Origin of the sequence: Vibrio sp. 10N.286.49.E11, from assembly GCF_041469505.1 — a bacterium.
Classification (GTDB): domain Bacteria; phylum Pseudomonadota; class Gammaproteobacteria; order Enterobacterales; family Vibrionaceae; genus Vibrio; species Vibrio crassostreae_C.
This window is the reverse complement of the sequence record NZ_JBFRKQ010000023.1, coordinates 1,554-14,866: the sequence shown is the minus strand read 5'-3', so window position 1 is coordinate 14,866 and position 13,313 is coordinate 1,554. Positions and strand designations below refer to the sequence as shown.

Genomic DNA, 13,313 nt, shown 5'->3' with positions numbered 1-13,313 from the left:
GTATGAAACCTAATGAAACTATTTCTCCAGCTCAGGCAAAGCCACAGCCCAAAAGTGCCAACTTATTTTACAACCCCACTTTTCGCTCCATCATTTTCCAAATTATCGCCGTCGGGGCGCTTTGTGCTTTCTTTTACACGATTGTAAATAATGCACTCACAAACTTAGATTCCCGTGGTATCACCACTGGTTTTGATTTTCTCTCCCAAGAAGCTGGTTTTGGTATCGGCTTAACACTGATTGAATACGACGAGACCTTCTCATACGGTCGTACATTCTTTATCGGTCTTCTCAATACCGCTTTGGTTTCAGTACTCGGCATCATGCTAGCGACAGTGCTGGGCTTTAGTATGGGTATCGCTAGACTCTCTTCAAACTGGCTAGTTAGCCGATTTGCAGCTGTCTACATTGAGATATTCCGAAATATCCCTCTGCTATTACAAATCTTTTTCTGGTATTTCGCCGTTCTACAAGCCTTGCCTTCTGCTCGTCAAAGTATGAGTCTAGGTGAAGCAATTTTCTTGAACGTACGCGGGTTGTACTTCCCTGCTCCAGTCTTTGAGCAAGGCAGTAGCATTGTCATCGCATCATTGATTGTCGGTATTATCGCTACGTTTATTATCAACATCTGGGCTAAGAACAGACAGAAACTGACCGGCCAACAAACACCGATGTTGCGAATTGCAGCTGCGTTGATTTTAGGCTTACCGTTGATAACTTACTTTGTTATGGGCATGCCTATCTCTGCAGATTACCCTGTGTTGAAAGGGTTTAACTTCAAGGGTGGTGTTACGATAATCCCTGAGCTTGCTGCATTGATGCTCGCTTTAAGTATCTATACAGCAGCGTTCATTGCTGAGATTGTTCGTTCAGGTATTAACGCGGTAAACCATGGGCAAACTGAGGCTGCGATGTCTCTAGGCATCCCACGTTCTAGAACTCTAAAGCTTGTCATTATTCCACAAGCATTAAGAATCATTATCCCACCACTAACCAGTCAGTATCTAAACCTGACCAAAAACTCATCACTTGCGATGGCCATTGGTTATCCTGATCTTGTCTCTGTATTTGCAGGAACAACACTTAACCAAACTGGACAAGCTATCGAAGTAATCGCGATGACAATGGGCGTCTACCTAACCTTGAGCCTATTAACGTCCGCTCTAATGAACATATACAACCGCAAAGTAGCGTTGGTGGAGAGATAAGATGAGTACACATCAATTTCAACCTGATCTTCCGCCTCCAGCGAATACCGTTGGGCCAGTCGGTTGGTTAAGAAAAAATCTATTTAATGGACCTATTAACAGCGTCGTCACTGTGATTCTTGCTTACTTTGCTTTCACCCTATTATGGGCAATAGCGGATTGGGCATTCATCAGTGCCGACTGGATAGGAACCACACGCGATGCCTGTACTAGCGAAGGCGCTTGTTGGGTTTTTATCAGCGTTCGTTGGGACCAATTCATGTATGGCTTCTACCCAGAAGCTGAACTGTGGCGACCTCGCCTCTTCTACGCAACGTTGGCCATTTTTGTAGCCTTACTGGCTTATGAAAAAACACCTAAACGTACGTGGATTTGGTTGTTCTTCGTCAACATCTACCCATTTATCATTGCCGGCTTGCTATACGGTGGCGTCTTTGGGTTAGAAGTTGTTGATACCCATAAATGGGGCGGCCTATTGGTTACACTGGTCATCGCACTTGTTGGTATTGTAGTGTCACTCCCTATTGGTGTTGCACTTGCTCTTGGGCGTCGCTCAGAGATGCCGATCATTCGCAGTATGTGTACCGTATACATCGAAATTTGGCGTGGCGTACCGCTCATTACAGTTCTATTCATGGCTTCAGTAATGCTGCCACTCTTTTTATCAGAAGGGACAGAAACCGATAAGCTCATTCGAGCACTTGTAGGGGTAGTTCTATTCAGTGCAGCCTACATGGCCGAAGTAATTCGAGGTGGTCTACAAGCAATACCAAAAGGCCAATACGAAGCAGCTGATGCTCTGGGGTTAAGCTACTGGAAAAAGACCGGGCTTATCATTCTACCTCAAGCTCTTAAAATCACGATTCCTTCAATTGTGAACACCTTCATTGGTTTGTTTAAAGATACCAGTCTTGTTTTGATTATTGGTATGTTTGATGTACTAGGAATTGGCCAAGCCGCGAATACCGACCCTGAATGGCTTGGGTATTCAACAGAAAGTTATGTATTTGTCGCGTTAGTGTTCTGGGTGTTTTGTTTTGGCATGTCGAGATATTCGATATGGCTAGAAAACAGACTTCACACCGGTCACAAACGATAATTAACAAGATCAAGGACGTATTATGACGCAGCAGACAGAAAACAACTCTCAAGGTCTTATGATCGAGTTGAAAGACATGAACAAGTGGTACGGTGAATTCCACGTACTTAAGAACATCAATTTAGAAGTTAAAAAAGGCGAGAAAATCGTTATCTGTGGCCCTTCAGGCTCTGGTAAATCAACGATGATCCGCTGCATCAACCGATTAGAAGAGCACCAAAAAGGTCATATCTTCGTTTCAGGTAATGAATTAACGGAAGACCTAAAGAACATCGAAGCCGTGCGTAGAGATGTCGGCATGTGTTTCCAACACTTCAATCTGTTTCCACATCTGACGGTATTAGAGAACTGTACTCTGGCTCCAATCTGGGTCAAAAAGATGCCAAAAGAAGAAGCCGAAGCGATTGCAATGAAGTACCTAGAGCGCGTAAAAATCCCTGAGCAAGCGGACAAGTTCCCAGGTCAGCTTTCAGGTGGTCAACAGCAGCGTGTAGCTATCGCTCGCTCTTTGTGTATGAACCCTCAAGTGATGCTGTTTGATGAGCCAACGTCGGCGCTCGATCCAGAAATGGTTCGTGAGGTGTTAGACGTAATGGTTGAGCTTGCAGAAGAAGGCATGACGATGCTTTGTGTAACGCACGAGATGGGCTTTGCTAAAGAGGTCGCGGATCGCGTTATCTTCATGGATGCCGGTGAAATCATAGAAGAGAACAACCCTGTCGATTTCTTTGAAAACCCACAATCAGACAGAACGCAGAACTTCTTAAGCCAAATCTTACACCACTAATGTGTTATGATGCATAAACTACAGAGGCGGCTTAGGTCGCCTCTTTGTTTTCAGTGTTATAATTAGTTTTTCAAGATTATAAACAGCGATTCAGTGCGATTAAAATTGAACAACGAACCTTAACTGCACTTTAAGAAATACTTTGTTACACCTTCAGAAACACTTAACCGACTATTTTGATTATTATTTTACGTATACAAGAGGAATGAGAGACTTGATTTTTCGAACTTTCACCCCCATAAATGTACTAATAACTATTGAAGTCACCTTACGAGGAAGATTATGAACAGCCCTATGTTTTCACGCACAGCATCTCAAGAAAGTGCTCTGCAAACCAATAAAGTGTTGCGTAACACCTACGCATTACTGTCTATGACACTACTTTGGTCTGCTGTTGTAGCAGGCGTATCCATGGCGATGAACCTTCCTCGCCCGGGTCTTATTATCATGCTAGTTGGCTTCTACGGCCTACTTTTCCTAACAGAAAAGAACCGTGACAACAGCATGGGTCTAGTCTTCACATTCCTATTTACAGGTTTCTTAGGCTACACCATCGGTCCAATCTTAAACATGTACGTTGGCGCAGGCATGGGTGATGTCATCCTAACTGCACTTGGCGGTACAGCACTGGCGTTTATGGGCGCATCAGCTTACGCACTAACAACTAAGCGTGACCTGTCGTTCCTTAATGGCATGCTATTAGCTGGTTTCGTAGTACTACTTGTAGGTATGGTTGCAAACATCTTCCTACAAATGCCTCTACTATCATTGGCAATGAGCGGTATGTTCATCCTGTTCTCGACTGGTGTTATCTTGCTTACAACGCAAAACATCATTCGTGGCGGTGAAACAAACTACATCTCTGCAACGATCAGCTTGTACGTATCGATCTACAACATCTTCATCAGCCTACTAAGCATCCTAGGCATCATGGGCAGCGACGACTAATCGTTCCCATCATTGAAGAATATCTAGCCCAAGAGCCTACCTCTTGGGCTTTTTTGTATCTATAAGTACGATATTTCATTGGATAGCTACAATTTCTGTTGAGAAAGACAAACTTGGTCATGTACCCTATCCGCATAGTTAATTGGATTCTGGATTAAACATGTTTGAATATAACGGCAAGCAAATCGAAACCGACGCTCAAGGCTACCTATTGGATTACACGCAATGGGAAGAAGGCATGATTGAAATTCTTGCTCAAGACGAGGCGATTGAACTTACAGATGCACACTTAGAAGTCGTACATTTTGTAAGGAGCTTTTACGAAGAGTTCAACACCTCACCAGCGGTTCGCATGCTCGTTAAAGCAATGGAAAAAGCTCACGGCCCAGAAAAAGGCAATAGTAAGTACCTTTTCAAGTTATTCAAAAAAGGCCCTGCAAAACAAGCGACCAAGCTCGCCGGTTTACCTAAACCAGCAAAGTGCTTGTAAAACCTAACCCGCTTTAGGTCATTAAGTTACGTTCAATATAAAATACTGTAGTGCTACAACTACAGTATTTTAAACGCCCCTATGCGTACGTCTTGGCGCTCACTATCTTTAACTTGATGCATCACAACGTTGTCTACTGTTGCGCTCGAAGGGCCAATATAGAGCCAAGCATGTAACTTCTCAATTTGCTGACTCTCTCCGACAACTAACACTTCAACTCGACCATCATTTAAGTTCTTTGCATAACCTGAGAGACCCATAGCTTGCGCCTGCCTACTGGTGTGGTAACGGAACCCAACACATTGAACTACGCCTGACACGACAAAAATATATTGTGAACTTTCCATAACGTTGCCTCATAAATTATATGAATGATATAGTCGAGTTTCTATTCATTCACCGCTTATTGGTGGACTTACTTCGAGTATAACGATTATGAAAGAAATCCCATTTCGTTGGATTGACAAATATCTTGAAAAACACCGTTCACCTAAAAATCCAAGAAAAGTTCTATCTACTCTTCTTATTGCCTCTTCTCGCCCTGGTTATATTAACTCTCGTTTTAGATAGTGCCGCGGACTCTTTACTTGCTCACCTTTATCAAGAAGAAATGCTCTTGATGAAAGGGCTTATCGAAGCGGGTCAACTCACTAAATATCAAGTAGCTCAGCTTGTCAGCAGCTCTGAAACTATCTCTTTAGGCTACGGTGCTGGTTCTGTTTCAGTGATGAATGGAGCGTTCAGCCTAGTTGCTAACCATGACCAAAACCTTTGGTCTGCTCTATCGACGACTCAGGTTTCTATCATCGCTGTAACCCTAACGCTTATCGCACTAGGTGTTTACTACATCATGACCTTTATTGGCGGCGCGATGTTCTCTATGAACAAAGCTCTGAACACGCTTGCGAATGGCGACTTAACTTGCCGCATGAACTACTTCTTAGTTCGTGACGAGTTCAGTGAAATCGCGATTACAATCGATAAAGTTGCGGAGCGTGAACAAAACATGGTTCTATCAATCCAAGAGTCTGTCGCTCTCATGCAGCAGATCAGCTCGGACTTGAACCAGTCAACACAACAAAGTTCAGACATCTCAGGTAACCAACAAGAACACCTGAATAGCTTAGCAAGTGCAACGGAACAAATGGCGGCTACCATTCGCGAAGTCGCTACCCTTGCTCATGCGTCTAGCTCACAAACGATGGACGCTCGCGGCGTTGCTCAGAGCGGTCAAGTCAAGGTTTCAAATACACTGGAGTCTATCTCTAGCCTATCTCTAGCCTATCTCAAGAGATCCAGTCCGCTTCACAAGCAGTAGAAGAACTGGATGCCAACGCGGCGCAGATCGATGAAGTAGTCACAACCATCAACGGTATTTCCGAACAGACTAACCTGTTAGCGTTGAACGCAGCTATCGAAGCCGCACGTGCTGGCGAGCAAGGTCGTGGATTTGCTGTTGTTGCCGATGAAGTTCGTGCCCTTGCCGGTCGTACTCAGCAAGCAACGGTTGAAATCCAAAGCATGATTGAATCATTACAACGTAACAGTCAATCACTGACCAAGCTGATGGAAGTCACGGTGAACAATGCTAACGAAGGCCAAACACTGATGTCAGAAGTGAACGTCGAGATCGGTTCATTAGCGGAAAAAAACCAGTCTATTTCAGATAGCAGCACTCAAATTGCTACCGCGGCTGAAGAACAAGGCGTAGTCGCTGACAACATTGCACAGAGTGTTGAAGAGATTCGTCATCAGTCAGACAGTATCTGCGAGATGATCAGTAAGAGTAATTCCAATGTTGACCAACTTCGTAAACAAAGCGATACGATGGAAGGTTTGCTGACAGGTCTTAAAGCTTAATACTGATATCCACCACAATGTGTTGATTAATCATTACTAGGGCTGCTTCTGCAGCCCTTTCTTATTTGCTTTTCACCTGCACTTCCCCGACAATACCCCTCCTTCAAATTCAACAAACAGAGTAAATTATGACTCCTTCAATTCATCTAGCTAAAGGCCGAGATAAATCACTACGCCGCAAACACCCTTGGGTATTTTCACGCGGTATCGATAAGGTCGAAGGCGAACCAAAACAAGGTGAAACTGTAGACGTATATGCTCAAAATGGTCAGTGGCTTGCAAAAGCGGCTTACTCACCAGAATCTCAAATTCGAGCTCGTGTTTGGACATTTGAAAAAGAAGAGATCAACAAGGCGTTCTTCGTAAAACGAATTCAAGACGCACAGTCTTTACGAGAAGACATTATCGAACGTGATGGTCTAACGGGCTACCGCCTAACGGCTGCAGAGTCTGATGGCTTACCAGGTATCACAATCGACAAATACCAAGACTTTCTTGTTTGCCAACTGCTAAGTGCTGGCGCTGAGTTTAACAAAAGCGTATTGGTTGAAGCGTTAATCGAGTGCTTCCCTGACTGCAACATCTACGAGCGTTCAGACGTGGCAGTTCGTAAGAAAGAAGGCCTAGAACAAGTTGTCGGCGTTCTTCATGGTGAAGAGCCACCAAAATCTATCGTGATTGAAGAAAATGGCGTTAAAATCAGCGTGAACATTATGGAAGGCCACAAAACAGGCTTCTACATGGACCAACGTGATAGCCGCAAAGAATCGATGAAGTACGTTAAAGGCAAAGATGTCCTTAACTGTTTCTCATATACAGGTGGCTTTGGCCTTTACGCACTTAAAGGCGACGCGAAGCGTGTTATCAACGCTGACGTATCTCAACTTGCTCTTGATACCGCTAAATTCAACGCTGAACTTAATGAGTTTGATATCTCGAAAAAGCGCGCTGTATTCCTAAACGCTGACGTTTTCAAACTGCTTCGTGAGTACCGTGATCAAGGCACTAAGTTTGACGTAGTGATTATGGATCCGCCAAAATTTGTTTCAAGCAAGAATAACCTAACTTCAGGCGCCAACGGCTATAAAGACGTTAACATGCTTGCAATGCAAATCCTGAAACCAGGCGGCACTCTACTCACCTACTCTTGCTCTGGCTTAATGGGTACTGATTTGTTCCAAAAAATCATCGCTGATGCAGCATTAGATGCAGGCCGAACGGTTAAGTTCGTCGAGCGCTTCGAGCAAGCAGCCGATCATCTAACAGACACAGCCTACCCAGAAGGTTTCTACCTGAAAGGTTTTGCTTGTAAGGTTATTTAATCCTTGAGCTTTTGACTCTATTATTTTATATGACGAAACAGACATATTAAAAAAGGGCCTTTCGGCCCTTTTTGTTATTCATGAATTAAGAGTTTGGTAGGTTAGTCATTAGTGAATTTACTAAATTCGTCAATTCATCACCGGAATAAACACCAGAAGAATCGACGTCAAAACCACTAAGATTACTTGCTTGGCCCTGCAATACTATAGTTTGAGAACCTTGATCATTAGTAATGGTTAACTCTAGGTCTTGGTTGTTATCGCTAATCTTAGCTGACAAATGTTCAAGAACATCATCCATTGTATTTTCATCATGAAGGAGTTCAGACAAATCAATACGGTCACTGCCCACTTCAAAGTCAGTAATAACGTCTCGATAGTTGTTCAAAGGTTCATCAACCCACTTGAAGATATCATCACCGTCGCCACCAGTTAGAATGTCATCACCTAAGCCACCGATTAAGATATCGCTACCGTCGCCACCGAGTAAGATATCATCGCCCGCAGCCCCTAGTAGTACATCATTACCAGCATGACCTAAGATAATGTCATCTTGTTCAGTACCCTGGAACTGATCATCACCTGTCGATGCGTTAAACGAAGAAGTAGGTGCAACATTCACCTCACCACTAGGGCTTAGATTTAATGTAATAAGTTGCTGTGACTGAGCGCCTTGACTGTCTTCTACAGTTACAAGGATTTCAAATGCAACCGCTTTACCGGTGTCACTTGCTGTGCTGTCACTTGATGGTTGGAAATAGTATGAACCATCTTGTGCAACTCGAAATTCTCCGTAACCAATATCAACAACCAGTTCATTCCCAACACTGTCTTTGGTAAATGTTAGACCTGTTGGCAGGTTAATGGTGTTTCCATCAGTATCGACTTTCTGAATCACTGACGCTTTGCTCTCATCAATCATTACTGCTACTGCATCTAGGCCAGATAGAGATAGCAACAACGAACCAGCAATACCGATTGTTGGACGAAGTTTTGGTAATTCCGTTGTGATTAGAGAGTCTGGTATATAAACAACTTTACCATTGTTACCAGCGACTTCTTTAAGACCACTCTCAGGCACATTATCTGAGCTACCGACTCCAACGGCAGTCACATCTTTATCGGCAATAAAGCTGTCCCAATCGCTGTTGGTATCACTGTCCCAATCGCCATTGTCTAGACCGTCACTTAAGAAGTAAACAACGTCATTGGTATCGTCAGATGACAAATTTGAAACTGGGTTAGTATTGTAACCAGCGATTGCTGCCTCTACGCCATCTTCATAATCCGTTCCGCCTTGCGCATCGAAGATACCGTTATAATTTCTCTCATCTACTTTTTCTTGAGCGGTGGTAAGAATAGCTATAGCTTCAGCTACTGTCTTCCAACCAGTATTCGTCGCTCCAGAATCAAAGTCTATTAACTGTACCAGAACATCTTCACTGCCTTCTTGATCAGCCACGTTTTGCAAGAGATTAATTGACGCTTGCAATACGTACTCAATTCTCATATCGCTTAGACCACTCGGAGTACTTGCCATACTTCCAGAAGAATCAATAATCAGAGTAATGACTGTTGTTGGTACGCTCCCGCCTTGATCTGCCATGATATCGTTAGTTTCAGCAACATTAACACTAGTACTCGCTGTTGAAACATTTTCATTCACATCTACAGCAACGACTTCAACATCAACATCTAACTGTTCACCTGAACTATCTCTTACTGCAAGATTGTCATAGCTAATATGCTGTGTAGTGTCACCTTCAATATCAATGACCCAGACAGATTCATCACCAACGGTTACGAAACCACCAAGAACATTACCAGTATCTTTATCAATAATTTCTGCAGAATCTGGTAACCCGGAAATTCTAACTTCGTCTAGGTACTCACTTCCGTCTGTATCTGCTACCGAAGCTGTTACTGTAAAGCCAACATCTTGAAGCACATTGAATGTTCCGTCTTCATTAAGTTCAACAATAGCATCTGCAAAAATTAAACGTTCAATTTGATACAGTTTATCACCAGTACTACCCCATTCAGGAGTATCACGGTTCAAACTATCCACGATAGTCCAATCATGTTGTGTCGTCGTGTCACCAACAAAAGTTAAATTGTATTCAGAAAAATCACCTTCATATACTGCAGTATCAATAGCACTTTCAGCATCCAATGAACCAGTACCACCAGAAAGATGATCATCACCATCACGGCCAACAAAAATATCAGAACCTGTACCTCCTGGGTTTGTATTAGCATCTCCAATCAAACTATCACCAGAGCTTACATCAGAACCAACGATTAAATCATTTCCTACAGTCCCCGTTGTTTGACCATACTGATTCATTACAGTATGACCAAGTTCAGCATAATCACTTTCAGTAAAACTGGTGTTAGCATCAGCATTAACAAGCTTAGTATGCAATGCATCACTAATCACAACATTTGAAGTATCACCAAATACCGCAGTAACATTAGGCTTATCAGCCACGGCATTCACAACAAGTGTTGCTGTACCTTCGCTCGACTTAGCTCCATCAGAAACAGTCACAGTAAACGGTACGCTATCGAAATGTTTATCCAAAGCTGGTGTGAACTCTGCAGAGGTCACTTGCCCTTCTGAATCTATTACAAGCTGAACCGAACCATATGATGGGTCAACCTTGACATCTGTAATAAATGTCTGGTCTCCATCAGCATCAGTAATATCGAGCTTATCCAGAGACAAACTAACCACCTGATCTTCATTAGAAGCATCAAACTGAGAGTCATTCAAGACTGGTGCTTTATTTGTTGAATCCTGTGTACTTGAAGTTGAAATGGTTATAACACCAGTATCAGTTCCTTTGTCACTATCTGTAGCTTCATAAGTGATTTTTTCAGAAACAATCGCATCTACAACTTCAACACCTTGCAATGTGATATTAGAGTTCGATCCATTTGATTGGTCCCCATTAACTGTGTATACACGAATCTCATCAAACCCACCACCAAGCTGTATATTTGCAGTGAATTCACCGCTTCCATCATAAACGGCAGAATTAGTATCATCATCAAAGATGTAAGGGTCATTGCCTACCTGAACACCATCTTTAAATAAGATAACTTGTATTTCAGCATCAGCAGAATTGTTGTCGGCATAGTGAGCCCATACACTACCAAAATCGATATTAACCTCAGTTACTGTTACCTCAGTGGCGTTAGAATCACCAACTTGAGTAAAGTCTATCGAGATATAATCTTTAGTTGAAACATCAAGCTCTTTGTCACCTACACCTAATCCTGACTCATTAGCCGCACTATCATAATGCAATGTTTCAGCTGTTAAATTGCTAGATGAGTCAGGTCTATCTCCATCGAAGCGACCACCAGAAATGATTACACCACTATCTAATGTATAAGATGTTTTGGAACCATTTATATTGTTAAAATCTTCTGATGCATCAAAAGAGAGATCGGAATTAACAGTTTCATCCAGCACATATTCGATTTGTGAATCTTCACTTAGAACTGTGTTTTCATTAACCAATGTACGAATATCACCATCAACCACATATAAAGAACCAAACTCAGGAAGATCAATAATCGAAAGTTGTACATCTTTATTATCAGTACTGCTTAAATCATCTTCAGCATCAATTACGTGAGAATCGAACGTGAACTGTACTGACTGCTCTGTACCTAATTCAATACTAAAGCTAGAAGCACTAGGATCGATATTGGTAGATAACGCATCTGTCCCAACAAACTGAGTACCTGATGGTTGATCTTGATATGTTAACTCAGCAGAAACATTCAGTTCACCATCTACAACCGTGTCCATATCTACATCAAATGATAAAGACCCAGAATTTATATCAGCTTGAGTAAGAACTTTAGTCTCAGTCAGTTGCCCTTCGACTTGAACCGTCAAGGTAGCACCGACTTCAACACCAACAGGTAACAATACACTGTATGAAACCATAGTTCGGTCACTGTTAATAATATCGTCTTCATCTTTTACGATAACGACCGAAGGAGCAAATAGCTCTTCAACAGTTTTTCCGCCATCAGTAAAATTAAAGTTTTCAAACTCAATGAAAGTATTCACATCACCATTATTTTCGGTGATTGACACTGAACCATCAGCATTAAGTGTCACTGAAGCCGAGTCCAAAGAGAAATCAAACACAGCAGTATCTGTACCATCTCCACCATCAACAACTAATCTGTTATCAATGTCATCTACAGTGGCATTGAATTGATCACCTCCCCCACCAAGTAAGACGAAGTCATCTGTAGTTTCTTGCTGTGCTGGGTCAAAATCGCCATGGTAGTAATGTACGGTATTCGATGATTCACTAGTGTTACCGTAATTATCAACTTGTTTGGCTGTAAAGAATTCGTTGTCATTAACAGACGTAGAAACCAGGTTCGATATATCAGTGGTCCAGTTACCATTACTGTCGACTGTAATCGGAGTTACATTCACCTGATTACTGTCTTCATCGAATAGTAATATTGTTAAGCCAGGCTCACCAGTACCATGCAATGTAACTTCAGAATAATCACTAGCTGCAGAATCATCTGAGATATTTGTAATCACAGGAGATTCCGGAATGTCGGTAAACACAAAATAACGCTCTGTATTAGAAGCAACAAAATCGTTACCAGCATCATCACTTCCAGTCACAGTAGCGGTAAGATCTGCAGGGTTACCCATAATAAGATTCGAACCATGTGTGACTAACTTGAACGTATTGTCAGCAAGAACTACCGTCGAACCGATAAGAACTTTGCTATCTCCAACCCCCAAGTAAATATGTACAGTATCCCCTTCACTTGCATCACCAGAAACTTTACCTGTTATCTCTTGATCAGATGAAGCTTCTTCAGCATTAACAATACCATCACCAGTAACTTGATCGATATCTATACCTGCTCCTGCTTCGGTATCGATGATGACTTCAAGCTCGGTCGACGTCGCGCTATTGCCCGCATCGTCCGTCACTTTTACGCTCAAGTCGTAAGTGCCATCCGCCAGGTCGGCGCTCGGCGTGAAGCTCCAAGTGCCGTCTTGCTCTTCGGTCAGCGTGCCTTCTAGGGCAACGCCGTCTTTGAGCACCACGATGCCCGCTGCCACCACATCGTCATCGATGTTGCCCAGCGAGAACGTCGGCGTCTTGTCATTGGTTAGGTTGTCTGTGTCGCTGTCGCCGCTGTCGCTCGACGCCACCAGATCGATGGTCGGTTTGCTGATATCGGTATCAACCTCGTAACCACCGTCTTTGTTGTCACCGCTTGCCTCTGTCGTCGCCGTGAACGGGTTGCCCGCTTCATCGGTGCCACTCACGCTCGCCACGATGGTGCTGTCCGCATCCGCAACTAACTCGCTGCCCGGTACATTGATGCTGTAAGTGCCATCCGCTTTCACCGTGCCTGTGTAATCGGTTGAGTTGCCGTTCACCGTCAACGTCACGGTATCACCAGGTTTGGCGTCACCACCCACGGTACCCGTAATGGTCACGTCACCAGCCGCTTCCGCTGCGTTCACGATGTCGTCGCCTGCGATATCATCATCGATTGTGATGGTCGCCGCCGCTTCGGTATCGATGATGAC

At 43.2% G+C, this 13,313-nt stretch carries 8 protein-coding genes and 1 pseudogene; 7 read left to right on the top strand and 2 right to left on the bottom strand.

Features of this window, described 5'->3' with window-relative positions:
- The first annotated feature begins 2 nt into the window (after positions 1-2).
- The 5 genes from AB4167_RS03640 (at position 3) to AB4167_RS03620 (ending at position 4,532) form a co-directional block, all read left to right on the top strand.
- Positions 3-1,208, top strand: coding sequence for an amino acid ABC transporter permease (locus AB4167_RS03640; protein WP_017066316.1), 1,206 nt, complete (start codon positions 3-5; stop codon positions 1,206-1,208).
- 1 nt (position 1,209) lies between these two features.
- On the top strand, positions 1,210-2,307 hold the full coding sequence (locus AB4167_RS03635) for an amino acid ABC transporter permease (RefSeq protein ID WP_017059703.1): 1,098 nt from the start codon (positions 1,210-1,212) through the stop codon (positions 2,305-2,307).
- A gap of 22 nt (positions 2,308-2,329) precedes the next feature.
- On the top strand, positions 2,330-3,094 hold the full coding sequence (locus tag AB4167_RS03630; protein ID WP_017059704.1) for an amino acid ABC transporter ATP-binding protein: 765 nt from the start codon (positions 2,330-2,332) through the stop codon (positions 3,092-3,094).
- Positions 3,095-3,376: 282 nt separating this feature from the next.
- Entirely contained in the window at positions 3,377-4,042 is a 666-nt protein-coding gene (locus AB4167_RS03625; RefSeq protein ID WP_017057206.1) for a Bax inhibitor-1/YccA family protein, read from the top strand.
- A 160-nt stretch (positions 4,043-4,202) separates the two neighbouring features.
- Positions 4,203-4,532, top strand: coding sequence for a TusE/DsrC/DsvC family sulfur relay protein (locus AB4167_RS03620; RefSeq protein ID WP_017057205.1), 330 nt, complete (start codon positions 4,203-4,205; stop codon positions 4,530-4,532).
- Positions 4,533-4,591: 59 nt separating this feature from the next.
- Here the strand turns inward: AB4167_RS03620 and yccX are convergent, their stop codons facing one another.
- Complete coding sequence (gene yccX, locus AB4167_RS03615; RefSeq protein WP_017059706.1) at positions 4,592-4,879, bottom strand: acylphosphatase; 288 nt, start codon at positions 4,877-4,879, stop codon at positions 4,592-4,594.
- Positions 4,880-4,967: 88 nt separating this feature from the next.
- Here yccX and AB4167_RS03610 point away from each other — a divergent pair.
- A pseudogene (locus tag AB4167_RS03610) lies at positions 4,968-6,392 on the top strand (methyl-accepting chemotaxis protein).
- Positions 6,393-6,520: 128 nt separating this feature from the next.
- Positions 6,521-7,714, top strand: coding sequence for a class I SAM-dependent methyltransferase (locus tag AB4167_RS03605; RefSeq protein WP_372136142.1), 1,194 nt, complete (start codon positions 6,521-6,523; stop codon positions 7,712-7,714).
- Between the two features lie 85 nt (positions 7,715-7,799).
- Here the strand turns inward: AB4167_RS03605 and AB4167_RS03600 are convergent.
- Positions 7,800-13,313: Ig-like domain-containing protein (locus tag AB4167_RS03600; RefSeq protein ID WP_372136141.1), on the bottom strand; the 5,514-nt coding region annotated here is incomplete at its 5' end.

Bases quoted from the DNA above. Each gene is read 5' to 3' on its own strand.
- AB4167_RS03640 (WP_017066316.1), top strand. From the start codon at position 3: ATGAAACCTAATGAAACTATTTCTCCAGCTCAGGCAAAGCCACAGCCC.
- AB4167_RS03635 (WP_017059703.1), top strand. From the start codon at position 1,210: ATGAGTACACATCAATTTCAACCTGATCTTCCGCCTCCAGCGAATACC.
- AB4167_RS03630 (WP_017059704.1), top strand. From the start codon at position 2,330: ATGACGCAGCAGACAGAAAACAACTCTCAAGGTCTTATGATCGAGTTG.
- AB4167_RS03625 (WP_017057206.1), top strand. From the start codon at position 3,377: ATGAACAGCCCTATGTTTTCACGCACAGCATCTCAAGAAAGTGCTCTG.
- AB4167_RS03620 (WP_017057205.1), top strand. From the start codon at position 4,203: ATGTTTGAATATAACGGCAAGCAAATCGAAACCGACGCTCAAGGCTAC.
- yccX (WP_017059706.1), bottom strand. From the start codon at position 4,879: ATGGAAAGTTCACAATATATTTTTGTCGTGTCAGGCGTAGTTCAATGT.
- AB4167_RS03605 (WP_372136142.1), top strand. From the start codon at position 6,521: ATGACTCCTTCAATTCATCTAGCTAAAGGCCGAGATAAATCACTACGC.